Source organism: Pseudoalteromonas sp. J2K-J979 (assembly GCF_058169715.2).
In genome coordinates this window covers 453,523-479,883 of record NZ_CM200281.1, presented here as the reverse complement: position 1 = coordinate 479,883, position 26,361 = coordinate 453,523, and the positions used below count along the sequence as shown (strand labels likewise).

Annotated in this window: 24 protein-coding genes; 3 read left to right on the top strand and 21 right to left on the bottom strand. The window is 42.3% G+C overall.

Translation table 11 applies throughout. The features are described from left to right. Positions 1-50: 50 nt before the first annotated feature. Positions 51-926 (top strand): LysR family transcriptional regulator, encoded by an 876-nt coding sequence (locus AC3KVK_RS02295; protein ID WP_490311048.1) that lies wholly within the window; start codon positions 51-53, stop codon positions 924-926. Positions 927-1,385: 459 nt separating this feature from the next. Next, entirely contained in the window at positions 1,386-2,381 is a 996-nt protein-coding gene (locus AC3KVK_RS02290) for a substrate-binding domain-containing protein (RefSeq protein ID WP_518526923.1), read from the top strand. Here AC3KVK_RS02290 and AC3KVK_RS02285 read toward each other — a convergent pair. The 5 genes from AC3KVK_RS02285 to AC3KVK_RS02265 form a co-directional block, all read right to left on the bottom strand. Next, positions 2,378-2,551 carry a hypothetical protein gene (locus AC3KVK_RS02285; RefSeq protein ID WP_490311050.1) on the bottom strand — a complete coding sequence of 58 codons (174 nt, stop codon included), beginning with the start codon at positions 2,549-2,551 and terminating at the stop codon, positions 2,378-2,380. The genes AC3KVK_RS02290 and AC3KVK_RS02285 overlap by 4 nt on opposite strands. Before the next feature lie 354 nt (positions 2,552-2,905). Then, a complete protein-coding gene (locus tag AC3KVK_RS02280) occupies positions 2,906-3,667 on the bottom strand; it encodes a substrate-binding periplasmic protein (protein WP_490311051.1) in 762 nt (253 codons plus the stop codon). Between the two features lie 84 nt (positions 3,668-3,751). Then, positions 3,752-4,159 carry an 8-oxo-dGTP diphosphatase MutT gene (gene mutT / locus AC3KVK_RS02275; protein ID WP_490311052.1) on the bottom strand — a complete coding sequence of 136 codons (408 nt, stop codon included), beginning with the start codon at positions 4,157-4,159 and terminating at the stop codon, positions 3,752-3,754. A gap of 120 nt (positions 4,160-4,279) precedes the next feature. Then, positions 4,280-6,985, bottom strand: a complete 2,706-nt coding sequence (secA, locus tag AC3KVK_RS02270) for a preprotein translocase subunit SecA (protein ID WP_490311053.1) — start codon at positions 6,983-6,985, stop codon at positions 4,280-4,282. 45 nt (positions 6,986-7,030) lie between these two features. Further along, on the bottom strand, positions 7,031-7,951 hold the full coding sequence (locus AC3KVK_RS02265) for a M23 family metallopeptidase (RefSeq protein WP_490311054.1): 921 nt from the start codon (positions 7,949-7,951) through the stop codon (positions 7,031-7,033). 19 nt (positions 7,952-7,970) lie between these two features. Between AC3KVK_RS02265 and AC3KVK_RS02260 the strand changes: the two genes are divergently transcribed. Further along, the gene (locus AC3KVK_RS02260) at positions 7,971-8,447 is read left to right on the top strand and encodes a DUF721 domain-containing protein (RefSeq protein WP_490311055.1); all 477 of its coding nucleotides are present in this window, start codon (positions 7,971-7,973) and stop codon (positions 8,445-8,447) included. 57 nt (positions 8,448-8,504) lie between these two features. On the opposite strand, the gene lpxC is transcribed toward AC3KVK_RS02260, so the two are convergent. The 16 genes from lpxC to mraZ all read right to left on the bottom strand — a co-directional run bounded on the left by lpxC (position 8,505) and on the right by mraZ (position 26,178). Further along, complete coding sequence (gene lpxC, locus AC3KVK_RS02255) at positions 8,505-9,416, bottom strand: UDP-3-O-acyl-N-acetylglucosamine deacetylase (RefSeq protein ID WP_490311056.1); 912 nt, start codon at positions 9,414-9,416, stop codon at positions 8,505-8,507. A gap of 86 nt (positions 9,417-9,502) precedes the next feature. Continuing rightward, complete coding sequence (ftsZ, locus tag AC3KVK_RS02250) at positions 9,503-10,711, bottom strand: cell division protein FtsZ (protein WP_490311057.1); 1,209 nt, start codon at positions 10,709-10,711, stop codon at positions 9,503-9,505. A gap of 20 nt (positions 10,712-10,731) precedes the next feature. Beyond that, positions 10,732-11,964, bottom strand: a complete 1,233-nt coding sequence (gene ftsA, locus AC3KVK_RS02245) for a cell division protein FtsA (RefSeq protein ID WP_490311058.1) — start codon at positions 11,962-11,964, stop codon at positions 10,732-10,734. Then, positions 11,961-12,743, bottom strand: a complete 783-nt coding sequence (locus AC3KVK_RS02240) for a cell division protein FtsQ/DivIB (RefSeq protein ID WP_490311059.1) — start codon at positions 12,741-12,743, stop codon at positions 11,961-11,963. The genes ftsA and AC3KVK_RS02240 overlap by 4 nt, the downstream gene beginning before the upstream one ends. Position 12,744: 1 nt before the next feature. Beyond that, positions 12,745-13,659 (bottom strand): D-alanine--D-alanine ligase, encoded by a 915-nt coding sequence (locus AC3KVK_RS02235; protein WP_490311060.1) that lies wholly within the window; start codon positions 13,657-13,659, stop codon positions 12,745-12,747. Then, positions 13,656-15,065, bottom strand: a complete 1,410-nt coding sequence (gene murC, locus AC3KVK_RS02230; RefSeq protein ID WP_490311234.1) for a UDP-N-acetylmuramate--L-alanine ligase — start codon at positions 15,063-15,065, stop codon at positions 13,656-13,658. Before murC ends, AC3KVK_RS02235 begins: the two co-directional genes overlap by 4 nt. A 37-nt stretch (positions 15,066-15,102) precedes the next feature. Beyond that, positions 15,103-16,161 carry an undecaprenyldiphospho-muramoylpentapeptide beta-N-acetylglucosaminyltransferase gene (gene murG, locus AC3KVK_RS02225; RefSeq protein WP_490311061.1) on the bottom strand — a complete coding sequence of 353 codons (1,059 nt, stop codon included), beginning with the start codon at positions 16,159-16,161 and terminating at the stop codon, positions 15,103-15,105. Further along, positions 16,158-17,330 carry a cell division protein FtsW gene (ftsW, locus tag AC3KVK_RS02220; RefSeq protein ID WP_490311062.1) on the bottom strand — a complete coding sequence of 391 codons (1,173 nt, stop codon included), beginning with the start codon at positions 17,328-17,330 and terminating at the stop codon, positions 16,158-16,160. The genes murG and ftsW overlap by 4 nt, the downstream gene beginning before the upstream one ends. Beyond that, positions 17,327-18,655 carry a UDP-N-acetylmuramoyl-L-alanine--D-glutamate ligase gene (murD, locus tag AC3KVK_RS02215; protein ID WP_490311063.1) on the bottom strand — a complete coding sequence of 443 codons (1,329 nt, stop codon included), beginning with the start codon at positions 18,653-18,655 and terminating at the stop codon, positions 17,327-17,329. The genes ftsW and murD overlap by 4 nt, the downstream gene beginning before the upstream one ends. Continuing rightward, positions 18,656-19,738 carry a phospho-N-acetylmuramoyl-pentapeptide-transferase gene (gene mraY / locus AC3KVK_RS02210; protein ID WP_490311064.1) on the bottom strand — a complete coding sequence of 361 codons (1,083 nt, stop codon included), beginning with the start codon at positions 19,736-19,738 and terminating at the stop codon, positions 18,656-18,658. Next, positions 19,732-21,120 carry a UDP-N-acetylmuramoyl-tripeptide--D-alanyl-D-alanine ligase gene (locus AC3KVK_RS02205; RefSeq protein ID WP_490311065.1) on the bottom strand — a complete coding sequence of 463 codons (1,389 nt, stop codon included), beginning with the start codon at positions 21,118-21,120 and terminating at the stop codon, positions 19,732-19,734. Before AC3KVK_RS02205 ends, mraY begins: the two co-directional genes overlap by 7 nt. After that, positions 21,120-22,598, bottom strand: coding sequence for a UDP-N-acetylmuramoyl-L-alanyl-D-glutamate--2,6-diaminopimelate ligase (locus AC3KVK_RS02200; RefSeq protein WP_490311235.1), 1,479 nt, complete (start codon positions 22,596-22,598; stop codon positions 21,120-21,122). The genes AC3KVK_RS02205 and AC3KVK_RS02200 overlap by 1 nt, the downstream gene beginning before the upstream one ends. Next, positions 22,591-24,414 (bottom strand): penicillin-binding transpeptidase domain-containing protein, encoded by a 1,824-nt coding sequence (locus tag AC3KVK_RS02195; RefSeq protein WP_490311066.1) that lies wholly within the window; start codon positions 24,412-24,414, stop codon positions 22,591-22,593. The genes AC3KVK_RS02200 and AC3KVK_RS02195 overlap by 8 nt, the downstream gene beginning before the upstream one ends. Then, positions 24,411-24,719 (bottom strand): cell division protein FtsL, encoded by a 309-nt coding sequence (gene ftsL / locus AC3KVK_RS02190; RefSeq protein ID WP_490311067.1) that lies wholly within the window; start codon positions 24,717-24,719, stop codon positions 24,411-24,413. The genes AC3KVK_RS02195 and ftsL overlap by 4 nt, the downstream gene beginning before the upstream one ends. A gap of 14 nt (positions 24,720-24,733) precedes the next feature. Beyond that, a complete protein-coding gene (rsmH, locus tag AC3KVK_RS02185) occupies positions 24,734-25,672 on the bottom strand; it encodes a 16S rRNA (cytosine(1402)-N(4))-methyltransferase RsmH (RefSeq protein WP_490311068.1) in 939 nt (312 codons plus the stop codon). Positions 25,673-25,719: 47 nt separating this feature from the next. Then, positions 25,720-26,178, bottom strand: coding sequence for a division/cell wall cluster transcriptional repressor MraZ (mraZ, locus tag AC3KVK_RS02180; RefSeq protein WP_086744160.1), 459 nt, complete (start codon positions 26,176-26,178; stop codon positions 25,720-25,722). Between the last annotated feature and the right edge of the window lie 183 nt (positions 26,179-26,361).

Sequence of the window (26,361 nt, the reverse complement as noted above, 5' to 3'; positions counted from 1 at the left end):
ATTTGCACAACTCTTTACACTGGAGCAATCTGTTTTGATGAGAAAAGACCATGCTACAAGTTAGTTGGGATGATTACCGCATCGCATATCAAGTCGCCTTAGATGGTAGCCTAAGCAAAGCTGCTATTAGTTTAAATATCAACCATACCACGGTATTGCGTCATATCAATCGTTTAGAAGAACACTTAAAAGTAACGCTCTTTATTCGACATCAGCGTGGCTACCAACTGACAGATGCAGGGTTTGTTTTACTTAAAAATATGCCGTCATTTGAGAGTAACTTTGCTCATCTTCATAATTTACTCAATGAGTGTGAAAGTGAAATTAGGGGCAAACTGCGCATTACAACTGTTTTGTCTTATTCTTCTGAGCTCAACCCAGCCTTAATGGCATTCATCGCTGAGCATCCTCATCTACGCATCGAAATCGTAGCGACGGATGAGATTGTCCCCTTAGAAAACGGTAGCGTACATGTAGCGATTAGAATTGGTAAAAAGCCCAGTGAACCCGATATCATAGCTAAACAATTAGCGAAGTTAGAGTTTAGCTATTATGCCGCTCAGTCCTATATAGATAAGTATGGCTCGCCCACTCACTCTGATGAGTTTCAACACCATGCTTGGGTTTTACCCAGCGGAGGGAAACGCTCTATCCCCTTTGTTAACAGCATAAATCAACATATTAAAGAAGATAATATTATTTATCAAAGCAATCATTTCCCCGATGTGCATCAAGCTGTAATCGATGGTTTTGGCATTGGCCCGCTCGATAAAAAACAAGCGAGCTTGTATCCCCATTTACAGCCGATCCGATCAATCAATTTGGCCCCGACTGAGTCTTTATGGTTTGTTTATCATCGCGATTTAAAGCACAGCCTTCGAGTCACACTCCTCTACCAATTTCTACAACGTCATTTATTAACATAAAAAAGGGGCTTTTTCGCTCCTTTAGCAGATCCATTAATAACATTACTCAAACTTTTAGCTGCTTAATGCCCCATGCTATACAAGGTAAATCCAGGAACAATTATTTTACTTGTTGGTGTGCCCGCGCCATGCCCAGCATTTTAAAGTCGGGTTCGAGCCTACTTGCATAGCTTGTAACTGAGCCGCAAACTTAATTGAGTGTGCGGACAATTACACGTTTAATCATTTTTCCCTTAAGTAAAAAGCGTTTGTCTGTACGCTATTTGCTGGCTTGTAAATTGCCTAGTGTTAAGAGACTAACCTCGTGTAAATACGTCGACCACTTTTAGGTTTACAGCCTATAATTTGTTATCAACACTGAATCAACGCCTAAAAAGAGATTAAAAAATGAAAGTTATTAGGTCTCTCCTTATCTGTTTTTTTATCTTTTTTCACAGCTCACCTACCCATGCGATTTCAGTGATCTTTATTAACCCAGGGCACCAGCACGCGAACTCGACAGGAAATTTCTGGCTTAATGTCGATCGCTTTATGCATGCCGCAGCTGATGATTTTAATATTGATTTGGTCACCTTTTTTGCTAATCGCGATCATATTTTTATGAAATCCTTATTACTTAGAGCCATTCGCTCTAAACCTGATTTCATTGTGCTAGTAAATGAAAAAGGTGTTGGATTGGAAATGCTAAAAATGACTAATCATGCCAATATTCCAACTTTATTTTTATTTAATGGTATCAGAGACGTTGACTGGCAAAATCAAAAACACAACATCACTGAGTACCCATTTTTAATCGCCAGCCTAGAGCCTAATAATTATCAAGCTGGATATAAATTAGCCCATGAATTACTCAATCGGCACCAAACCCATTCGAAAAAACCAGCAAAAGTCTTAACTCTACAAGGTGACTACAAAACCTACGCCGCTATCGATCGAAAACAAGGTATGCTAGATGCATTTAACGCTGCCACTATTCCCGTGGAGATGGTGGGCGAAAGCGTTGCTAACTGGTCACAAACTCAAAGTGAAACACTCAGCCTTGCCTGGCTCACCCGCTTTCCTGAAATCAATATCATTTGGGCGGCTAATGACCCTATTGCATTTGGTGCAAAAAAAGCATCTTTAAATGATATAAAAAGTCGTACGATAGGAGGGATTAATTGGGATGAAAAACCTCAATTTGCCAAAGATGTCATTTCTATTGGTGGTCATGTAGCGTTGGGAGGTTATGCGATGGCTTACATTAATGACTATTACCATCAATTACTTCCAAGACAAGAAGCAATACAGCAGGTCGAAGTTTTTGAACGAGAGTCAAAGCAATCTAGCCAAGCCATTATATCTTTACTTAACCAACAAAAATTGAACGATATTGATTTTACAGTTTTTAGCTTACAACATCGTTCCAAATTAGCTTACACTATCGATAACTTAGTGAAAGCTATCCCTCATTAGTCTTGGTTTCCTAGCTGCTGAAGTTTCATTATTTCTGCTTTTATCTCTTGCAGATAGGGATCGTCATAACCCAGCTTTTCAAATTCATTTATACAGGCTTGATACTGCCCAATAACATCGCTATCAATGACTGTTGGCTGATCTGCCTTTGGGTTAAATGTAATATCCATCTCACATGTCCACTTGTTGTTTATGTAATAATTATATTAATCAACCATAGATAAACAAAGAGCTGATTATTTAAGTTTTTATGACAGTACACACATAAAAACCAAGGAAAAACAAATAATGAACAATAAAAACAATGCATTAAAAAAATAAAAAGAGTGATAACTCTAAAAAACACGCCCTATTTATACCCATTACTACAACAAACTAGGTCAATGTCTCACATTGTACGTAGACAAATCAGCACTCAACATCCTTTTGTATATATTTTAACCAGTGGAATTTCAAAAGAATCCATGTTGTAGCTCTGTTTTGTGAACTATAAACAAAAGTAGCAATTCACTATCTTCACTAAATCATTGATCGGGAAAGTTAGTTTGGTAGAAATCATATTTCTTAATCAGCGCAGGGTAAGCTGATGATGTTTTGTATTCAATTAAAGCCTGGTTGAAGTGATCTTTTAAGGCGATATCTTTAAACCCTAAATGATAATGACTGGTAGAGAAGAGAGGGTGGATATCTACATTGTCAATATGATCTTTGTGCATGATAGCTCGACTTAAATAATTAAATATATTCACATCCATGACCACTGCATCAACACGCCCTTTAAGTAACATTTCAACTTGGTGGGTTTGATCGGGTAATTCAAGGTAAAATGGGCTTCGCGTGGTCGTCCGAGCGAACTTATCGCCTAACACTATGGTCGCATTTTGAAAGCCAACAAATGAAATAGCAGCCAAATCATCAATCGTCGTAAACCGAAACCCTCGGCCTTTTAAACTAATGACTGCATTATGATAATTAATATAGCTTACGCTCAACTGTTCAGGACGAATGTTCATTCTAGGGTTGAGCGTCATCGCAATATCAATTTTCCCTTGTTGAAGTAAGTAATGAGAACGGGCAAACGGCACATAAATAAAATTTAATTTGTAACCCATCTGACTAAAAATGGCACGAACCAATTCAATTTCAAAACCGGTATTGTTTTTCTCAATTACATAAGGCGGTTTATTCCAACCAACACTCACTGATAACGTCGTGCTATCTGCCTTACTATAAAAACTGATCATAAGTGCGATCGCTAGATTTACGAGCAAGTACAATCTAAACATCAACTAAAGCCTATTCTTGTAACCTTATATGCAGTGTAGCCAATAAACCCTACTTATGACGCTTTTCTCGCCCTTAACACACTCTCAATATTCAGACAGGAGTTTATCTAAAATCACTTTATTAGCTTCGGGAAATTGATAACTCTGCAATTCATGTAAAGCAACCCATCGCCCCTGTTGGCCTTCCATCCCTTTGGCCTCACCGTCAAAATCTTCAACTAAGTGAACATCTAAAAACACCACTTTATCACCATAATCATGGTGAATTTCCATAAATGGCGTTGAACAATTCACCACTAAATTAACTTCTTCTTTTAGCTCTCGCTGAAGGGCCTGCGTAACCGTTTCAGCCGCTTCGACCTTCCCGCCTGGAAATTCCCATTTCCCGCCCTGATGTTGATCTTTTTGTCGCTTACAAATAAAGATACGATCATCTCGCTTAATGACACCTACCGCTACATGCACACTCTTTTTTTGCTGAATTCCACTCATTTCCAAACCTTACGAAATCGATAATATGAAGCACCTATCCTAATAGTCACTAGGAATCACTGGTTTTGAGTTAATAAAAAAGCGACTGAACGTCGCTTTTTTATTTTTTACCGCTGTAAACTATTTTAATTTACCGTGGCATTGCTTGTACTTTTGCCCTGAGCCACAAGGACATGGATCATTACGACCAACCTTTGCCTCAGCTCTGACCATACTTGGTGCTGCAGGTGCTTCGCCACCAACTTGCTCAGCCTCTGCGTGTTGATACTGTTTTTCAACATTTTCAGAGCGACGTCGTTGTTCTTCGACAGCTTCGACATCTTCTTCTGCGCGAACCTGAACTTTACTCAAGATACCGACAACATCGACTTTTAAGTTTTCAAGCATTTCAGTAAATAATTCAAACGACTCACGCTTATATTCTTGCTTAGGATTCTTCTGCGCATAGCCACGTAGATGGATTCCTTGGCGAAGGTGATCCATCGCAGCTAAGTGATCTTTCCAATGCTGATCTAAACTTTGTAGCATAATCGACTTTTCGAACTGGCGAAGTACTTGTGCACCGACCATTTCTTCTTTTTGCTTGTAAGCATTGTCGATTACTTCCTCAATGCGTTCGCGAAGCTTTTCTTCAAACAATTTATTGTCTTCATCAAGCCATTGCTGCACTGGGATTTCAATCAAGAAGTCTGCTTTTAGACACTCTTCTAACCCTGGAATATCCCACATTTCAGCGAGAGACTGCGGTGGAATATACAAATCAATCTTGTTATTCAGTACATCTTTGCGAATAGCGGTGATTGTTTCAGAGATATCTCCTTCATCGAGTAGCTCATTGCGTTGTGAATACACAACTCGACGCTGGTCGTTGGCAACATCATCAAATTCTAATAATTGCTTACGAATATCGAAGTTACGTGCCTCTACTTTGCGCTGTGCATTCTCAATCGCACGGTTAACCCATGGGTGTTCTATCGCTTCACCACGCTCCATTCCCAATTTACGCATCATGTTAGTCATACGCTCACCAGCGAAGATACGCATCAATGAATCTTCCATTGATAAGTAGAAACGGCTTGAACCTGCGTCCCCTTGACGACCTGAACGGCCTCGCAACTGATTATCGATACGACGAGACTCATGGCGCTCTGTAGCGATGATATGAAGACCACCTGCAGCAATAACAGCATCATGAGTTGTTTGCCACTCTTGCTTAATTTGCGCGATTTTTTCGTCAGATGGATTATCTAATTTTGCAATTTGAGCTTGCCAGTTACCACCTAAGACGATGTCGGTACCACGACCTGCCATATTGGTAGCAATTGTCACTTTTCCAGGTAAACCGGCATCTGCAACAATATCGGCTTCTTGCGCATGGAACTTAGCATTAAGCACATTATGCTGGATTTTTTCTTTGCGTAAAAACTGCGATAAGTACTCTGAACTTTCGATTGAAATTGTCCCGACTAACACTGGCTGACCGCGTTTTTGACAATCGATAATGTCTTTTAAAATCGCTTCGTACTTTTCTTCTTGAGTTAGATACACAAGATCTGCACGATCATCACGGATCATCGGCTTGTTAGTCGGAATGACAACAGTATCTAATCCATAGATTGATTGAAATTCAAATGCTTCTGTATCTGCCGTACCTGTCATGCCTGACAAAGTATTGTAGATACGGAAGTAGTTCTGGAATGTAATTGACGCTAATGTTTGGTTCTCATTTTGAATTTTTACACCTTCTTTTGCTTCAACGGCTTGGTGTAACCCTTCAGACCAACGACGCCCTTCCATTGTACGGCCTGTGTGCTCATCTACGATAATGATTTCATTATCTTTTACAACATAGTCAACATCTTTTTGGAATAGCTTATGTGCACGAAGTGCGGCATATACATGGCTTAACAGTGTGATATTTGCAGCTGAGTACAATGACTCACCTTCTTGCATTAAACCACGCTCGAGCAATAACTCTTCAACTTTAACTTGTCCACGCTCTGTTAAGTGAATTTGCTTGCCTTTTTCATCAATAGTGAAATCGCCATCGCCTTCAATACCTTCTTCATCTTCTTTTTCTTGACGTTCGAGTAGTGGAACAATTTTGTTAATTTCAATATACAGCTCTGAGCTATCTTCAGCAGGACCAGAAATAATAAGAGGGGTACGCGCTTCATCAATAAGAATCGAGTCAACTTCATCAATAACGGCAAAATTAAGCTCACGCTGTACACGTTCTTCAGGTGAGAAGGCCATGTTATCGCGAAGATAATCAAAACCAAATTCGTTGTTGGTACCGTAGGTAATATCAGCTAAGTATGCTTGTTTTTTATCATAAGCATTCATACCTGGTACATTACAGCCAACAGATAGGCCTAAAAACTCAAATAAAGGTCTATTTGTTTCAGCATCACGTTTGGCAAGGTAATCATTCACGGTAATAACATGAACACCTTTACCGCTTAAGCCATGCAAGTAAGCCGGTAATGAAGCCGTTAAAGTTTTACCTTCACCGGTACGCATTTCCGCAATACGGCCTTGATTCAGCACCATACCACCGATCATTTGCACATCGAAGTGGCGCATATTAAATACACGTTTAGATGCTTCACGGACCACAGAAAATGCTTCTGGCAGAATATCGTCAAGCGTTTCCCCATCATCAAAACGCTTGCGGAATTGTGCCGTTTTTGCTTTTAATTCTTCGTCTGTTAATGCTTCTATTTGTGATTCTAGAGCATTGATCAACGCCACTGTTTTTCTTAAATTTTTAATGGTGCGATCATTGCGACTACCAAAAATTTTGGTAAGTAAATTAGCTATCATGATAAAACCGTTACAACCCTTGTTTTTGTCAGCCTATGCTAACGCCTAATTTGCACGTGTGCGATATACAGTTCGTAGTGGATTGGTTGCGATGCCATTGTGTAACACCTCATAATGCACATGCGCGCCGGTCGAACGGCCCGTATTGCCCAATTCCGCTATCGTCTGCCCTTTTTCAACTACATCACCTACTTTGACTAATAAAGTACGATTATGGCCATATCGAGTAGAAACCCCATTGCCATGGTCAATTTGGACTAAATTACCATAACCAGAGCGTTCTGCAGACCATATTACCACACCTGCGCCTGTTGTGATGACTGGATCACCTTCAGAACCAGCAAAATCAAGTCCCTTATGCATTGCTGCTTTTCCGGTAAATGGATCATTACGCATTCCGTAGTATGAAGATAACCATCCTTCCATAACCGGTTTACCAGAAATTTGTGAACTTTCTTTTATATGGTGATTCATTAACACAGATTCAAGTAGCGACATTTTATGCGCTTGATCTGTTAGCGCCAAGTCTATTTGACCAATTTCTTCCAATACAGACTCAAGCTTGCCCCCTAAATGTGCATACTCAGCACTTGCAGGGCCTCCTTGTGCCATAATTTGCAACACATCGTATTCATTTTCAGGAATATTGGCAACCTTTGCGAGAGTTACACCTAACGCATTTAGCCGAGTTACTTCACTGTGTAATTGAGCTAATTTTACTTGATAAGAGACAAGATGATCATCAGCCTTTTGTCGCAACTGAGTAATGATTGTCTGCTGGTGCTGGTAATCTTGCTTGACTTTTAGCAAGCTTGCGGCAACATGCTCTTTATCTGAATGATAGTGGTGCCACTGATACAGATTGAATACTACACTTACAGACAGTACGGCTAAACTCAATATAACGAGTGCCATACCCTTATTAAAGCGACGTTCAGTCTCTTTATTTTTTTGATTTAATTTCATACTAACTACGTTACCCACTATGGCTAAAGACAGATACGCACCAAAAACTTTGGATGATTTGATGGCAAATATGTCTAGCCGAATGTCATCTTATGTTGGTAAAAGCCAACAGCTTAACCAGCATCAAGAACTACTGACACAGTGTGTCGGCGCTACTATGGCGCAAAAATGCCGCATTAGCAACTATCGCGATTCTATCTTGATTATTGAGGCAGAATCCGCAGCTGTAGCCATGCGTTTGAACTATATGAAGATGAGTATCTTATCTGACTTGCGTAAGAATGGATTGGCTGATTTATGCCAAATAAAAATTCAAACCTCGCCTCGCGCAGCAGCAGATCAACAGACACAAAAAAAACGTTCGCAACCTATCATTAATACTCGAGTGTTAAGCCAACAAACAGCCGATGCGTTACTTGAAGTAGCAGAGCACGCCCCTGATGCATTAAAAGAAAAACTCAAAAGACTCGCCGCTCTGAGTAAAAAGAGTGAATAATATTTATTTTAGACATAAAAAAAGCTGACTAAGTCAGCTTTTTTTATGTGCTAGAATTTAAGCTTTTGCGAGTTCAAGGCCCGGAGCAGGCATCGAGACCGTTTCGTCAAACGTTGCCCATTGCCACGCTGATTCTGTCGCCATCAGCTTACGCAACAGCTTATTGTTCAAATCATGACCAGATTTAAACGCGGTCACTTTGCCCAATAAATTATGACCCGTCATAAATAAATCACCCACACAATCTAAGATTTTGTGTTTAACAAACTCATCAGGATAACGAAGACCATTAGGGTTCAGCACTTTGTACTCATCCAGCACAACCGCATTATCCATGCTGCCACCTAGCGCTAAATTATTAGCATGCATATACTCAATGTCTTTCATGAACCCGAAAGTACGGGCACGGCTGATTTCTTGAGTAAAGCTTTGTGCAGTAATATCTAATCCGATACGCTGACGGCTGTCATTAATTGCAGGATGATTAAAATCGATTTGGAAATCAATGTGAAAGCCATCGTATGGTTCAATTTCAGCCCACTTATCACCGTCTTCTACACGTACTTTTTCAGTAATGCGGATAAAACGTTTTGCAACTACCAACTCTTTTATACCCGCTTTTTGCAACAGGTAAATAAATGGTAATGCACTACCATCCATAATCGGCACTTCAGGGCTATCAAGTTCAACGACTAAATTATCGATCCCTAATGCAGCAATTGCAGCAATCAGATGCTCGGTAGTCGATAAGCGAACACCGTCTTCATTGATCAAACAGGTACATAGCTGAGTATCGCCCACGGCTTCAGGTGTTGTGTAAAAATCCACAACAGGATCAAGGTCCACGCGACGAAATACAATCCCAGTATTCGCTGCGGCAGGTCGGAGAGTAATAGAGACCTTTTCTCCCTTATGAAGCCCAACTCCAACGGCACTTACTAACTCACCAATCGTACGTTGTTTAATCATAGGCAATACTTCGCTTATCTAAATTAATAAAATGACGGTGGATCTTACCACAAGTAAGACCAGCTGACAATTAAGTTGACTATTTATTAATCAGCTTGTTTACGTAAAAAAGCTGGAATATCAAAATAATCACCCTCTGCTGGCTTCTTCGCTGCAGGAGCATGCTCTTTAGCAGTCGTTTGCTCTGTGTGATTCTGAGCAACAACATCATCACTTTGTGATGTTTGATTAGCAAAACTCGGTACAAATACACCCGGATTGGTCGCTGCATTACTGGCAACATCTGATCCCGATGCTTTTTTCAAATTATTTTCAACAATCCCAAACTGTGGACGACGATCGCCACCTAAACCAGTTGCAACCACTGTAACACGTAATTCATCACTCATTTCAGGATCGATAACTGCACCAACAACAACCGTTGCATTTTCAGATGCGAGCGCTTTAACATGATTACCAACCGTTTCAAATTCCTCAATCGCAATATCCATGCCTGCTGTAATGTTAACTAAAATGCCTTTTGCACCAGTTAAATCGACATCTTCAAGTAATGGGCTTGAAATTGCCGCCTCTGCCGCTTCTTGTGCACGATCAGGGCCTGAAGCCGAAGCAGTTCCCATCATAGCCGTGCCCATCGCAGACATGACAGTCCGTACATCCGCGAAATCCACATTAATCAAACCAGAGCGAGTAATAAGCTCGGCAATACCTTGTACCGCACCATATAACACATCATTCGCTTTTGCGAAGGCATCTAATAATGTCGTACCTTTACCCAAAACTTTAAGTAATTTATTGTTCGGAATTGTAATTAACGAGTCAACAATTTCAGAAAGCTCAGCAATACCTTGATCTGCAGCCGCTGCACGCTTTTTACCCTCAAAATCAAATGGGCGAGTCACAACCGCTACAGTCAAAATCCCCATCTCTTTGGCTAGCTTAGCAACAACCGGCGCAGCGCCCGTTCCTGTACCGCCCCCCATACCAGCAGCGATAAAGATCATGTCAGCCCCTTCAAGGCTTGCACGGATCGTTTCTGCATCTTCTTCTGCCGATTCTCGACCGACTGCAGGATTCGCTCCAGCACCAAGACCTGAAGTAATTTTAGTCCCAAGCTGAACAGTGACATCTGCTGAGGACTTACGTAATGCTTGTGCATCCGTATTCGCAGTTATAAAACGTACGCCTTCAATTTGACGCGTAACCATGTGCTCAACAGCATTACCACCACCACCACCGACACCGATGACTTTAATGACAGCTTCTTCGCTGTGCTGCTCCATATAATCAAACATATTCACTCTCCGACTAGAGTTTAAAATTCACCTTGGAACCATTTAGTAACGCGGTTCCACCAATTTGTGCTCACACTCTCTGTTGTTTTTCTCGCATTTGCGACTTGCATGGTCCGGCCGTATTGCAACAAGCCGACCGCAGTCGCGAATGAAGGATCATCAACATAGTCAGACAATCCAACCATCCCGATTGGACTACCAACACGTGCAGGCATCTGAAAAATTTCTTCTGCTACTTCCAACGCATGGGCCATTTTTGCTGTGCCACCAGTTAATACAATTCCAGCGGCAATTTGTTCTTCGAGCCCAGAGCGACGGATCTCTTCCATTGCTAATTCAAATAATTCTCTAAAGCGAGGTTCAACAACCTCCGCTAACGTGTGGCGGGACATGATTCGAGCAGGTCGACCACCGACACTTGGCACCTCTATAGTATCCTCTGTGCTAGCCCTTTGGCTACTTGCACATGCATATTGCACCTTAATTGCTTCAGCGTGCGAGATAGGGGTACGGAAAATCTTCGCAATATCACCCGTTACCTGATTACCTGCCACTGTGATAACAGCTGAATGGCGCAAAGAACCATTGGTATAAATAGTAATATCCATGGTGCCTCCACCGATATCAATCACCGCTACACCTAATTCTTTTTCATCTTCAGTTAGCACTGAGTAACCAGACGCTAACGCTGAAAAAATTAGCTGATCAACGTGCAAACCACAGCGCTCTACACACTTTTCGATATTTTTGGCCATATCATTTGAGCAAGTAATAATATGCGCGCGAGCTTCCATTCTCACTCCGCTCATACCTAACGGGTTTTTGATCCCTTCTTGCATATCAATACTATATTCTTGCGGCAAAGCATGAAGCATTTTTCGCTCAGCAGAGATGGGGACAGATTTAGCAATATGAATCACATTTTCGACATCTTCTGAGCTCACTTCAGCGTTATTAATTGCAACAACACCATTCTCATTTTGACACTGAATATGCTTACCTGAAATCCCCAAGTAAACTGAGCTTATCCGGCAATCTGCCATGATTTCAGCTTCATCAACGGCACGCTGAATCGACTCAGATACAAGGTTCAAGTCATTCACGCCACCTTTATCCATGCCATGAGAAACCTGAGTCCCAACTCCAACGATGCTTAATTTGTTATCCGCTGTTATTTCGCCAACCGTTGCAACGACTTTTGATGTGCCTACATCAAGCCCAATTACTAAATTGCGTTCTGCCGACTTTGTCATGCTTTACTCTTTTGTTGTTGTAATAGTTGAGACTGAAGTTGCTTCCAACTCACTGCCAGCCCAGTATCATATCTTAAATCGACCACATCGACCTCTGCATCCTTGCGTTTTAGTAAATAAGGGTATAAATCAATAAATCGCTGTACCCTTTGTGCTTTTTCTTCACGGCCTAAATTTAATTTAATGCCATTATCTAACCAAAGCTGCCATGAAAACCGCTCCGACAACGCTAAACTGGTTAGCTTAAAATTATTGATGTAAAACAATTCATGAAACTGCTGAAATGTTTGCCATGCCTCTTGCTCACTCCCTTCTGGACCAAATAAGTCTGGCAGTGGTTGTGTAATATTCTTTTTAGGAGCTTGAAAAGCCTCCCCTTTGTCATTTAACAGCTGATCGTCATTCCACACAGCTACTGGCACATGCTCTACAACAAAAACCTTTAATGTGTCAGGCCATTGCTTACGAATTGACGCACTTGCAACCCAAGGTAAATCAACCACTAAGTGTTGGACTTGATTCACATCAAGTTCAAAAAAGCTCGATAAATCCGCTTTTCTAATTGCCGACAAAATCTGTTTTTCGCTGGTGTAAACAGGTGCGCCTAGTACCACTACTTGTTTAATTTGACTATTTTTGTCACTTGCCATCCAATTACTCACTGAAACAAAGCTGTGAGCTAACCCGATTAACACCAATAAAAAGAAACCTAAGCCAAAAAACAACGACCAATTAACCCGTTGTTTTATTTGACTCAGCGATTCCAGAAATTGTTTCATACTAAAGCGTTTGCTCCAATATATTTATAACTAATTGATTGAAATTTATACCATTCGCTTTGGCAGCCATCGGTACAAGTGATTTTTCAGTCATACCGGGTACAGTATTCACTTCAAGTAAATAAAACTGGCCATCGCTATCTTGCATTGCATCAACACGGCCCCAACCTGATGCCCCCACTAACTTAAATGCCTGCTGGGCTAACTGTTGCAGATAATCAGTCTGATTAGTTGTCAGGTCAGCTGGGCAGAAATACTGCGTGCTATTAGCCTGGTATTTTGCTTCATAGTCATAAAAGCCTCGAGGTGTGACCATTTCGACAATCGGCTGAGCAACGCCAGCAATCACAGTCACCGTAAACTCACGACCTGTTATCCACTTTTCAAGCATTACTGTGTCATCAAAGCGAAAAGCATTGTTAATTGCTTCATTTAACTGCGCAACGTTTTCAGCTTTAGCCATACCAATACTTGAGCCTTCGTGGGCAGGCTTGACCATCACTGCACCAAATTGAGCAATAATTTGTTCAACATCAAAATGCGTGCCTTGCTCAACAACTAGAAACTCCGCAGTGCTCAAATTGCGTGCTTTAAATAACTCTTTGCAACGCACTTTATCCATAGCCAAAGCCGATCCTAAAACACCACTTCCCGTATAAGGCAGCCCTAGAAACTCTAACGCGCCTTGAATCGTTCCATCTTCGCCACCTCGGCCATGCAAGGCGATAAAAGCGCGATCAGTCTGCAAACTTTTCAGATCAAATAAATTACGCTCAGCTGGATCAAATGCAAATGCATCCACCCCTTGTTCCAATAATGCATTAAGCACCGCCTTACCTGAACGAAGAGAAACTTCGCGCTCTGCTGAGCTTCCGCCCATTAACACGGCCACTTTACCAAACTGCTGTGGATTCATGCATTCACCTGCTTTAACTTCTCAATATCTAACTGGGTATCAGCCAGTACTTTTACTAATTGGCCAATATTGCCGGCCCCTTGTGTGAGCACTAAATCATCACCATTTAAGACTTCACTGAGTATTTGTGGCAAATCCGCAGGGCTTGCAATATAAAGTGGCTCTTTGCCCCTTTGACGTAAGCTTCGGCAGAGGCTTTTGCTATCGGCTCCCGGAATCGCTTGCTCTCCCGCTGGATACACTTCCAACAAAAGTAGTAAATCAACGTCAGCCAACACTTGCACAAACTCTTCGTAAAGATCACGGGTTCTTGTATAACGATGTGGTTGATATGCCATCACTAAACGCTTTTCTGGCCAGCCTTCTCTCACCGCTTTGATCGTCGCAGCCACTTCAGATGGATGATGACCGTAATCATCTACCAGCATCACATCGCCACGCTCAGTCGTAAAATGGCCATAATGTTGGAAACGTCGACCAATCCCTTCAAATTCGCCTAACGCAGCAATAATTGCCTGATCGGCAATCCCTTCATCTTTGGCGACAGCAATCGCCGCGGTAGCATTGAGCGCATTGTGAAGACCTGGCATATTCAAGTTAACAGTTAAAGCGTGCCCTGCTTTGTCTGTCACAGTAAACGTGCTTGTATTGCCTTTTTGGCTAAATTCGGTCATTCGATAATCTGCAGATTCAGATTGGCCATATGTAATAAATTTTCGACCAAATCTTGGCTGTAACTCTTCAATCACAGCATCATCAGCACACACAACCGCTAAACCATAAAACGGTAAGTTATGAATAAATTCAATATAGGTGTCTTTCATATTCTCAAAGTCACCTTGATACGTATCCATATGATCAGCTTCGATATTGGTAATCACTGACACCATTGGCTGAAGATGTAAAAACGATGCATCACTTTCATCCGCTTCTGCAATTAAAAAACGACTTGAGCCCAATTTTGCATTGGTGCCAGCGCTATTTAACAACCCTCCAATCACAAAAGTGGGATCTAACTCAGCCTTGGCAAAAATACTGGCTATTAAACTGGTTGTGGTCGTTTTTCCATGCGTGCCAGCAATCGCAATCCCATGACGAAAACGCATTAACTCAGCCAGCATTTCTGCACGACGTACAATCGGTGTATGATTTTGTTGTGCAGCAATAATTTCGGGGTTACTGTGATCAATCGCACTAGAAACCACCACCACACTGGCATTTGCAACATTATTAGCTTCATGGCCAATGTAAATCGTCGCACCTAAGTTAGATAATCGCTCAGTCATTGAGTTTGATGCGATATCTGAGCCGGTAATTTTGTAGCCTTCGTAAGCTAACACCTCAGCAATACCACCCATACCCGCACCACCTATGCCAACAAAATGGATAGATTCGACACGTCTCATGGCGGGTAACTTACTTATTTGATTCACTGAATTCTCTTTATTTACTTAATTGTTCACAGTACATCGCCATTTGCTCCGTCGCGTCTAGCTTGGCTAGCGCTCTTGCTTTTTTGGCCATATCACTGATTAATTCATTATTTTCAACATATGGTTGTAATAGTGCAACCAAACGTTCTGTATTCATCTCGTGCTGCTGGATAAGCAAAGCAGCTTGATTGTCAACTAAATAGCTCGCATTGGCCGTTTGATGGTCATCAACCGCATGAGGAAATGGCACAAACACAGCCATTTTTCCGGCCGCCGCAACCTCACTGACGGTCAATGCACCTGCACGACAGATCACCAAATCCGCCCATGCATAAGCTTGATCAATATCATCAATAAACTCACTCACATTGGCCGTCAATGCTAGGGATTGATATTGCGCTGTCACACCACCAACATGCCCTTTACCTGTTTGATGCCAAACAGATAAAGGCTTCACCTCATTTAATCGAGCAAACACATCGGGTAATGCATCATTGAGCGCTGCGGCCCCTAATGAGCCTCCCACCACTAACACTTTGCATTTTGTCTCATCAAAATGGTGAGTTATTTGACTCACACTGGTCCGAACAGGATTTCCCACTAAGGTGGCTACCCCTTGTTCAAATGCAGCCGGAAATGCCGCACATACTCGATTAGCAAATTTGGCTAGCAGCTTATTACTCACTCCAGCAACCGCGTTTTGCTCATGAATAATTAACGGAATACCCAAGGTTTTAGCTGCAATACCAGCAGGGCCAGTTACATATCCACCCATCGCCAGCAAAACATCGGGCTGCTCTTGCTTCATAATCTTTCGGGCTTTTAAAATCGCTTTTAACACCATAAAAGGTGCGCTAAACAAACGTTTTAAACCATTGCCACGTACGCCTTTAACCTTAATAAAGCGAATATCAAAACCATGTTTTGGTACGACGCTCGCTTCCATTCTATCTGCGGTGCCAAGCCACACGACTTGCCAACCTTGCGCTTTTAAATAATCAGCCACAGCAATACCAGGAAAAATATGGCCACCAGTGCCACCCGCAACCACCATTAGTTTCTTCGTCATTTTTTTCGGCCTCCGGTGGCTTGTTTAGTGGCCATTTTAACTTCAAAATCAACACGTAGTAATATTCCTGCGGCGAGTGTCATGATCATCAAACTCGAGCCACCATACGATACAAAAGGAAATGTCAGTCCTTTGGTTGGTAACATACCCGCACTGGCGCCAACATTAACAATGCTCTGAAATGCGAACCAAATACCAATCGCTAAAGCAAAATAACCTTCGTATTCTTTACCCGCTTTAAGCGCCCGCTGCCCGATAGAAAATGCACGGTATACTAAGGTCGCGATGACCAATAAAATACTCAATACCCCAATAAACCCAAGTTCTTCGCCAATCACCGCAAAAATAAAATCATTATGTGCTTCTGGCAAATATTGCAGCTTTTGCACGCTATTGCCGAGCCCTTGACCAAACCAACCACCACGGCTGTAAGCCATTAAAGACTGAACTAATTGATAACCCTTACCAAAAGGGTCATCCCAAGGCTCTAAAAATCCGACAACTCTCGCCATTCGGTAAGGTTCAAAGACGATTAAAATCACCACCAAAAAAGCTGCGGTCACAAGTAAAGCAAAAAACTGCCATAATTTAGCACCTGCAATAAACAGTAATCCTAATGTTGTGACAAACATCACCAACACTGTGCCTAAATCTGGTTGTTTAAGAATAAGTAATGCGTAAATAGCAAATACAGCAATAGGCTTAGCAAACCCTTTTAGATTTTCTTGTACCTCTGCACGCTTTCTGACTAAGTAGCCAGCGATGTAACTGAAAAAGCAGAGTTTTGCCACTTCAGCAGCCTGTAACCCTATCGGACCAACAGGGATCCAGCGCTTCGAACCATTGACTTCACGACCAACAATGAGCACTAACACTAACAAACCAAGCCCGATAAATAACAACGGCATATTCGCTCTTTTCCACCACTCCATCGGCACTGTGGTACTAAACCAAAACAACAAAATACTCATGCCCAAAAACATGCTGTGACGAATCGTAATATGAAATGGATTATCATACAGCCGTTCAGCGACCGGCATAGAAGCACTATTGACCATCACAAAACCCAAACCAATCAAAAGCAGCACACAATATAAAAGCTTTACATCATATAATGGTTCCGGTTTGTCTGAATGAAAGCGGCGTTGAAATTGCTCGACAAGCGTCATACAGGCTCTCCTGTTACACATTGAACAAAATCGTTTCCTCGTGCCATATAGTTAGGGTACATATCTAAACTGGCGCAAGCGGGGGCCAACAATACTCGGTCGTGATAGGTCGCTAACGACTTTGCGAGGCGCACCGCTTCTGCCATGCCTGACACTAAGTGAGCCCCTTCTTTTAAAGCTGCGATTTGCTTGGCATCTTTACCAAAACAAATGAGTTCAACAACGTGCTGATTTAGGTAGTGAGTCAACGGCGAAAAATCCGCCCCCTTACCTTCACCACCCGCAATTAAAATTAACCGCCCATTTTTTCGTGTTAACCCTTCAATAGAGCTGATCGTCGCACCCACATTGGTGGCTTTTGAATCATTAAAATATTCAACACCATCCTGCTCAGCGACAAATTGGCAACGATGCTCTAACCCTTTGAAAGCGTTAAATGCATGACCGAATACCTCTGTAGCAATATTAAAAGGTGATAATAATGCCATCACTGCCAGCGCATTAAGTTGATTATGCTTACCAACAGCACATAGCGCTGATACTGGCAACAACGCCTGAGAATCTAAACTAAAAAATGACTCTGTTTTAGCGTCACTCAAATGAAAATTTGCATCGGCGAAGCCGAAGCTAACACTCGCCTGCTGATTGATAGGTTGAGTCAACGCATCATCGGCATTAAATACCGCTAACTGGGCACCTAAGTATATTCGCTGCTTGGCAGCGCAGTACTCGTCCATCCCTGCATAGCGATCCATATGATCTTCACACAAATTCAAAATACAGGCCGAAACAGGGGTTAAACTAGAGGTTGTTTCTAACTGAAAACTCGACAGCTCCAACACAAAGACATCAATTTCATCATCAATGACATCTAATATTGGCGTGCCAATATTACCAGCAAGGGCCACTTTTTTACCTGCAGCAGTCAGTACATTGGCAGCTAATGTGACCACAGTTGACTTACCATTAGAGCCCGTTACTGCAACTACAGGCTTAGTATTTAGGCGTGCAAACAGTTCTATGTCACCAATGACTTCAACCCCAGCAGCAAGCGCTATTTGAACTTGATGAGTGGCTAGAGCTACACCAGGGCTTATCACAATTAAATCGCACTCGGCTAAACCCGCGCCATCAAGATCGCCAAAATAGGTTTCTAAATGTGGCCAGTGCAGCGCCAACTCTTGGCTACCTGCAGGGTTAGGTCGACTATCGACCACTTTAAAGCCGATATTTTTTCTTTGCAGAAAACGCACAGTGCTCAGGCCGGAAATTCCAAGCCCAAGCACAATAATTCGTTGTGATTGTAACTGCGTTAAATAACTCATTTATCGTATCTTTAAAGTCGCCAAACCAGCTAAAACTAATACCACCGAAATAATCCAAAACCGCACAATAACACGAGGTTCAGGCCACCCTTTAAGTTCATAATGATGGTGGATCGGTGCCATTCTAAATATTCGCTGGCCACGTAATTTATACGAACCAACTTGTAAAATCACAGATAATGCTTCCATTACAAAAACCCCGCCCATAATGATCAGGACCAGCTCTTGTCTCACTAAAATAGCAATAATTCCTAACGCGCCGCCGAGAGCCAACGACCCCACATCGCCCATAAAAACTTGCGCTGGGTAAGTGTTAAACCATAAAAACCCTAACCCTGCACCGACAATCGTCATACAAACAATCACTAATTCACTGGTCAGAGGTATATGGGGCAAATGTAAATACGTTGCATAGTTAATATTGCCCGTCACATAAGCGATTAAAGCTAATGCGGCGGCGACTAAAATGGTTGGTACAATAGCGAGCCCATCAAGGCCATCAGTGAGGTTAACTGCATTAGAAGTCCCGACAATCACAAAATAGCTCATCACAACGAAGAAAATCCCTAATTGCGGTAAGAGCTCTTTAAAGAAGGGCACCACTAATGATGTTTCTGCGCTTAAGGTGGCTGTGCTATATAAAAACACCCCCGTTGCGATGGCAATAACGGATTGCCAGAAGTATTTCCAGCGTGCAATTAACCCTTTACTGTCTTTGCGCACGACTTTGCGATAATCATCAACAAAACCAACCACACCCAATGAGCCAATCACAAATAATGTGACCAACACATATTTATTGCTTAAGTCTGACCAAAGTAAGGTACTTGAGAATATCGAGACTAAAATCAGGACTCCGCCCATTGTTGGCGTTCCCGATTTTGACAAATGAGATTCTGGACCATCATCACGAACAGTTTGGCCAATTTGCATGCGTTGCAAATAACGGATCACTTTAGGGCCAAAATATAAAGAGATAAATAAGGCGGTTAATACTCCCAAAATAGAGCGGAATGTCAGGTAAGAAAAAACATTAAACCCTGAATAATACTGTGTTAAGTATTCCGCTAACCAAACTAACATGACTGTGCTCCATTATTTTTATTGTGAGCATCTGCGACAATCTCTTGCACCAACAACTCCATACGTGAACTACGCGATCCTTTTACTAAAATCGTAATTGGACCGTCAACGCCAGCCATATCTGATGCTATGGCTGCTAATAACTGACTGCGAGACGAAAAATGTAATCCAGGTTGTTCATAAACATCACTGGCATAACGACTTAGCACCCCTAAACTATAAAACGAACTTATCCCCTTTTGCTTGGCATACTCACCCACTTCTTGATGATATGCACGCGCTTCTTCACCGAGCTCACCCATATCACCAAATGCAAAAATTTTATGTCCATCAATCCCTGCTAATAAATTAATACCCGCTTTCACTGACTGAACATTGGCATTGTAGGTATCATCAATCACAGTTAAATCTTGATTGACTTCAATGAGATTTACGCGCCCTTGAACCATCGGCATCGCTGCCAGACCTTTAGCAATTTGCGCTAACGTGACTCCAAATGGCAACGTTAACGAAGCGGCAATTAACGCGTTGGTGACATTATGCTCACCGGGGATCGGTAATTTAACTGCAACTTGTTCGCTACCGCAACATAAGGTAAACGATGCTCGACCAAATCGATCTAGTGTGATCTGCTCAGACCAAACATCTTTTTGCTCAGTCGCTGAAAACTGAGTCACTTGGCTCTCACCTAAGCTGCTCAGCCAATAGTCAGCATAAGGGCTATCTGCATTTACAACGGCAATACCATCGGATTTTAACCCTGTGAATATCTCACCTTTGGCTTGGGCTACACCGTCTAATGATCCAAACCCTTCTAAATGTGCGGCTGCAACATTACACACCACCGCAACATCAGGCTTAACCAACGAAGTGGTATAACCGATTTCGCCAATGTGATTCGCTCCTAACTCTATCACTGCATATTCATGCTGTGGCTCAAGTCGTAATAACGTCAGTGGCACGCCAATGTCATTATTGAAGTTCCCTTTTGTTGCGAGTACGTTGCCGTGATTTTCCAAAATCGCTGCACACATTTCTTTCACGGTCGTTTTACCCACACTGCCAGTGATAGCAATTGTTTTGGGTTTAACCTGCGCCATAACAGCGGCACCTAAGTGACCTAGGGCTAAGCGCGTGTCTGGAACAATAAACTCAGGAACTTGAACCGTGACTGAATGATCAACAATCACTGCGATTGCGCCTTGTGCAACGGCTTGTTCAACAAACTTATGGCCATCAAAATTAGGCCCTTTTAACGCTAAAAATACTTCACCCGGCTTGATCGTTCGAGTATCCGTATTGATATTAAGCACCGTATCGTTTTGACCTTCATACGATGTTGATAAAACTTGTTTAATCCAATTAAAATCCATTGGGATCATCAGCATTGCCCTTTTAACAGCTGTTGGACCCACGCCCTATCACAAAAGCGTAAAACCTGATTTGAGATGATTTGATAATCCTCATGACCTTTTCCGGCGATTAAAATAACATCATCAGCAGAGGCCTGAGTAATGGCTATTTCAATGGCTTTGCCCCGTTCGGCTTCTAATACAACCTGGCTGTGATCGGTCAACCCAGCAGCAATATCTGCCATGATGTCCATGGGATCTTCACTACGAGGATTATCACTTGTTATTATTATTTTATTTGCATATTGTGCTGCCGCTTTTGCCATAAGTGGCCGCTTGCCTTTATCTCTATCGCCACCACAGCCAAACACACACGTCACTTTACCTGGCACATGCTGCTGTAATGCTTTAAGCGCTAACGCCAACGCATCTGGCGTATGAGCATAATCAACTACGCAAGTTGGTTTATTTGGTGCACTAAATGCCTGCATACGTCCTGAAACGGGTGCTAAAACCTCAATAGCATCAACTAATGCACCTAACTCAAATCCTAAACTTAGCAAGGTCGCGATTGCAGCGCTTACATTGTATAAATTAAATTCACCATAAAGTGGACATTGGATTTCGGCATTACCCCAACTGGTGATCAATTGAGCATGTAGCCCTGTCGCATGGTATTGCACTGATGAAAACAGCACATAATGGTTAGATTCAAGGCTTGAAATATCCAGATCGTGGGGCGCTTTCCCATAGACAACGCAGCGATTAAACTCGTTATTAGCTAACCATGCTTTTGCGGTGAGATCATCGCGGTTCAATACGCAGATTTCTGGTTGGTATGATTTAAACAGCGTCAGCTTTGCATCAGCATAACTATCCATATCACCATGATAATCAAGATGATCACGTGACAAATTGCTAAATACTGCAACTTTAAAACGATTTTCAGCGGTGCGGCCTTGCACTAAACCATGTGATGACACTTCCATTGCGACTAACTGAGTATGTTGGTGGTGAAGTCCACTCAAAATTTGCTGTAGTTCAACACAAGAAGGGGTGGTATTGGCTAGTGGAGTTAACGCATCTGGCTGGCCCCATCCTAAAGTACCAATTACAGCGCTTGATGTATGACAGGCTTTGGCTAAGTGAGCGATCATGCTGGTTATAGTCGACTTCCCATTGGTGCCTGTTACCCCAATCAAGTCTAATTTCTCACTCACTCGACCATAAAAATCAGCGCTAATAATTGCGAGTTTTTCATTTAGCTCATCGATTAATACGATTTTTTCATCCGTAATGCTGAGCGAGCAGTGACTATCGACCAATGCGAGCACGGCTCCTTGTTCAAATGCTTTTGCGACATATTGACCACCATCTTGGGCATGGCCCTGAATAGCGATAAAAACATCTCCGGGTTTAACTTTTCGACTATCGAGTACTAAGTCCTGTACATTTACATCAGGAATTTCAATGGCAAACTGCGCCATAATTTGCTTAAGATCAGACATCATTACTCTCCTGATCTTCTAATGTTGCATAATTTTCAAGGTCTGGTGCGACATTTAAAATACGTAACGCGCCCGACATAATTTCTGCAAATGCAGGTCCTGAAACCGCGCCACCATAATACACATCGCCACCAGGTTCATTAACCATTACAACAACCGCTAAACGCGGATCTGACACCGGGCCAACCCCAGCAAAATAACCAACATATTCGTCACCGTAACCACCGGCAATCGCTTTTTTTGAAGTACCCGTTTTACCCGCAACACGATATCCATCCACTTTCGCATTCGGTGCTGTGCCGCCTTTTTCAAACACACTTTCCATCATCTCAACCACGGCTTTGACATTATGTTCTTGCATAATGCGCTCGCCAGGCATTGACTCTGATTGCTTTAAAATAGTTAACGGACGTGAAATCCCCCCCGAACCCAACGTAGCATAGACCCGCGCTAACTGTGCCGTACTTACAGAAACCGCGTATCCATACGATAATGTCGCAATTTCAAAATCAGACCAACGGCGATCCGGACGATACAAGCCACTGCTTTCTCCGACCATATTGGTACCAGTATCTTCACCAAAACCAGCTTTTTGATAAAAGCGGACTAAGTAATCTTTTGGCAACGTTTGTGCGATTTTGGCAACACCCATATTGCTCGACTTTTTTAAAATCTCACGCAGGCTCATTTCTTTATTATTACGAGGATCAGTCACCACTCGGCCGCCCACACGCATCCAGCCTGGGTGCGTATCAATCACTTCATCTGACATAATCGATCCATATTCAAGACCCGCCAATACAGCCAAAGGTTTGACCGTTGATCCAGGTTCAAATAAGTCAGTGATTGCGCGATTCCGGCGCTTATGCGGCGCAGCATTGGTTAAATTATTCGGATTAAATGAAGGGCTGTTTACCATAGCTAAAATCTCGCCGGTTTTCACATCCACCACCATTGCGGAACCTGACGTCGCTTTGTAACTCAAAACAGCTGATTTCAATGCTTTATATGCAATACCTTGAATACGTTGATCAATGCTGAGTGTTACATCTTGTGGTTCTACTCGCTCACGCTCATCAAGTACTTCAATTTCGCGGCCTCTAGCATCTTTTCTAACTGTTCTGCGCCCATCAGCGCCGGTTAACGCTTGATCGAATAAGTTTTCAATTCCTTCAATACCCTCACCATCAATATTAGTAAAGCCGACGACATGGGCAGCGACTTCACCAGCTGGGTAGTAACGCTTTGATTCATCGAGTAAGTGAATACCTGACAGTTTTAAATTGGCGATATAATTGGCGACCGCAGGAGTGATTTGACGCTTGAGGTACACATAACGGCGACTTGGATCATCACGAAGACGTTGATTAATTTCACTTTGAGAATCATGCAAAACATCAGCAAGCTCACGCCAACGAGGATCATTTTTATAAATAAGATTTTTACGTTTGGTTAGTTCCGCATGATTCTTTTGTAGCTCGTCGATATTTTCGCCTTGCTTACGTGCGGCTTTGATCACTTTCTTTTCGAGAGATTTATCGAGTGCCTTAGGATCAGCATAAACACTCACCACAGGCACGCTCACTGCCAACTCGTTGCCATGACGGTCAAAAATCATCCCTCGTTGAGCATGCAGCGCCTCAACACGTAATGTTCGTTTATTGCTTTCATCAATAGCCATATCCGGCTCAATGATTTGAATATAGGCCGCACGAGCAGCCAGTGCGATAAACACTGCAAGCATAACAAAGCAGACGAGAAAAAATCGCCAAGCAATAAAGCTATTATTTACCTTCTTCCTTTGACCATCCGTCATGGTAAAATCACCACTTGTTCATCTTTGCTATCTGGGCGTTTCATTTGTAGTTTTTTACTCGCGATATCTTCAATACGCGCATGCTGGGCATAAAACTCCTGCTCCACCAGCAAATACCGCCACTGCAAATCATACTCATCGCGTTGTTGTAATAATTTATCTTGCTGAATCAACTCTTGACGTGACAAGTGAGTGACTTGCACAACGGCCAACGCTGAAATCAAAATAAGAAAAAGCAGCCCCGAAGTGAACTTCTCCCTAAAAAGTCCCCCCACTATTTCAGCAAAGAGATTGGGTTGCCTCATTATAGGTTTTTGGCTCACCCTAACCTCTGTGCAATGCGAAGGACGGAGCTGCGCGCACGGCTATTTCGGGCAAGCTCTTCAGCGCCCGGTTTAATGGCTTTACCTACCGCCTTTAACGTCAATTTTTGTTGTAACTGCGCATCCGTTAATGGCAAACCGCGAGGTAAAGCTTCGCCTTTACTTTGCTTTTTAATAAACTGTTTAACAATTCGATCTTCAAGAGAATGAAAAGAAATCACCACTAAACGCCCACCTGGTTTGAGCACTTCAAGTGAGGCATGCAACGCTGTTTCAATTTCTTCTAATTCACTGTTGATATAAATGCGAATTGCTTGAAACGCGCGGGTTGCTGGGTGCTTGTGTTTGTCTTTCACCGGAACAGCCTCGTCAATTAACTGCGCTAATTGGGCTGTTGAAGTAATGGGTGTGTGCTCACGTGTTTCAATGATTTTATGTGCGATGCGACGGCCAAACTTCTCTTCACCATAGGTTTTTATAACCCATGTAATATCTTCTAATTCAGCTTCAGCCAGCCACTGTGCCGCACTTCGCCCTGCATTGGGATTCATACGCATATCAAGGGGGCCATCTTTCATAAAACTAAAGCCACGTTCTGCATCATCTAGTTGTGGCGAAGACACCCCTATGTCGAGTAAAATGCCATCGACTTGACCGATTAATCCAGCCTCTTGCGCAACTTGTTTGATTTCAGAAAACGTGTTGTATGCAATTGAAAAACGATCATCATCGGCATATTTTTCTGCAGCTTTAATCGCTTGAGGATCACGATCAATGGCTTGTAAACGACCTTTCTCGCCTAACTTTTTCAGTATTTCACCCGAATGACCGCCGCGGCCAAAGGTGCCATCGATATAAATGCCATCTGGTTTGATTGCCAATGCATCAATGGTTTCATTCATTAATACTGATATATGTTCAAAGTTATCTGACATTAGTCGTTTTAAGCCTTATTTATTAATGTTTGTTATGTTTGACTGTGTTAAAAAGAAAAGTCTTGTAACCGCTCTGACAGTTCAAAACTCCCCTGCTGCTCTTGGGCGATATCAGCCTGCATTTGCTGCTGCCAACTGTCTTCATCCCACAGCTCAAATTTGTTTAATTGCCCTACCAGCATGAGTTTTTTATTTAATCCTGCATGGGCTCTTAACGGTGAAGACAATAAAATTCGACCATTTTTGTCAAGCTGACAGTCCATCGCATTCCCGAGAAGTACTCGCTGTACTCGACGCTCATGTGGATTCATACTCGACAGTTTTAATAGTTTACTTTCAATTAGTTGCCACTCACTCAGTGGATAAAGTAATAAACATGACTGCTGTAAATCAACGGTACACACCATTTGGCCTTCACAATCTGCTTGCAGCAAAGCGCGGTACTTGGTCGGTATTGCCAAGCGCCCTTTATCATCAAGACTGATTGAGTACGCACCACGGAACATAGATTGATCCAATTAGTTATTATTTGATCCCTGAAGATCCACTTTTACCCACATCTTACCACGAAACTACAGTTTAGGGCTTGACAAGCTTATTTGTCAAGCAAACAAAAAGCTTAAATCAGCCTGCTAAGTCAGAAAAAATAAGGGCTAGAACGAAGTTTATGAATTCTGTGGGAAAAAGTG

Bases quoted from the DNA above. Each gene is read 5' to 3' on its own strand.
- AC3KVK_RS02205 (WP_490311065.1), bottom strand. From the start codon at position 21,120: ATGATCCCAATGGATTTTAATTGGATTAAACAAGTTTTATCAACATCG.
- secA (WP_490311053.1), bottom strand. From the start codon at position 6,985: ATGATAGCTAATTTACTTACCAAAATTTTTGGTAGTCGCAATGATCGC.
- ftsA (WP_490311058.1), bottom strand. From the start codon at position 11,964: ATGACAAAGTCGGCAGAACGCAATTTAGTAATTGGGCTTGATGTAGGC.
- mutT (WP_490311052.1), bottom strand. From the start codon at position 4,159: ATGAGTGGAATTCAGCAAAAAAAGAGTGTGCATGTAGCGGTAGGTGTC.
- AC3KVK_RS02260 (WP_490311055.1), top strand. From the start codon at position 7,971: ATGGCTAAAGACAGATACGCACCAAAAACTTTGGATGATTTGATGGCA.
- ftsL (WP_490311067.1), bottom strand. From the start codon at position 24,719: ATGAGGCAACCCAATCTCTTTGCTGAAATAGTGGGGGGACTTTTTAGG.
- murG (WP_490311061.1), bottom strand. From the start codon at position 16,161: ATGACGAAGAAACTAATGGTGGTTGCGGGTGGCACTGGTGGCCATATT.
- rsmH (WP_490311068.1), bottom strand. From the start codon at position 25,672: ATGTCAGATAACTTTGAACATATATCAGTATTAATGAATGAAACCATT.
- lpxC (WP_490311056.1), bottom strand. From the start codon at position 9,416: ATGATTAAACAACGTACGATTGGTGAGTTAGTAAGTGCCGTTGGAGTT.
- murC (WP_490311234.1), bottom strand. From the start codon at position 15,065: ATGAGACGTGTCGAATCTATCCATTTTGTTGGCATAGGTGGTGCGGGT.
- ftsZ (WP_490311057.1), bottom strand. From the start codon at position 10,711: ATGTTTGATTATATGGAGCAGCACAGCGAAGAAGCTGTCATTAAAGTC.
- AC3KVK_RS02280 (WP_490311051.1), bottom strand. From the start codon at position 3,667: ATGTTTAGATTGTACTTGCTCGTAAATCTAGCGATCGCACTTATGATC.
- ftsW (WP_490311062.1), bottom strand. From the start codon at position 17,330: ATGACGCTTGTCGAGCAATTTCAACGCCGCTTTCATTCAGACAAACCG.
- AC3KVK_RS02295 (WP_490311048.1), top strand. From the start codon at position 51: ATGCTACAAGTTAGTTGGGATGATTACCGCATCGCATATCAAGTCGCC.
- AC3KVK_RS02265 (WP_490311054.1), bottom strand. From the start codon at position 7,951: ATGAAATTAAATCAAAAAAATAAAGAGACTGAACGTCGCTTTAATAAG.
- murD (WP_490311063.1), bottom strand. From the start codon at position 18,655: ATGAGTTATTTAACGCAGTTACAATCACAACGAATTATTGTGCTTGGG.
- AC3KVK_RS02200 (WP_490311235.1), bottom strand. From the start codon at position 22,598: ATGTCTGATCTTAAGCAAATTATGGCGCAGTTTGCCATTGAAATTCCT.
- mraZ (WP_086744160.1), bottom strand. From the start codon at position 26,178: ATGTTCCGTGGTGCGTACTCAATCAGTCTTGATGATAAAGGGCGCTTG.
- mraY (WP_490311064.1), bottom strand. From the start codon at position 19,738: ATGTTAGTTTGGTTAGCGGAATACTTAACACAGTATTATTCAGGGTTT.
- AC3KVK_RS02195 (WP_490311066.1), bottom strand. From the start codon at position 24,414: ATGACGGATGGTCAAAGGAAGAAGGTAAATAATAGCTTTATTGCTTGG.
- AC3KVK_RS02285 (WP_490311050.1), bottom strand. From the start codon at position 2,551: ATGGATATTACATTTAACCCAAAGGCAGATCAGCCAACAGTCATTGAT.
- AC3KVK_RS02235 (WP_490311060.1), bottom strand. From the start codon at position 13,659: ATGAATCCACAGCAGTTTGGTAAAGTGGCCGTGTTAATGGGCGGAAGC.
- AC3KVK_RS02240 (WP_490311059.1), bottom strand. From the start codon at position 12,743: ATGAAACAATTTCTGGAATCGCTGAGTCAAATAAAACAACGGGTTAAT.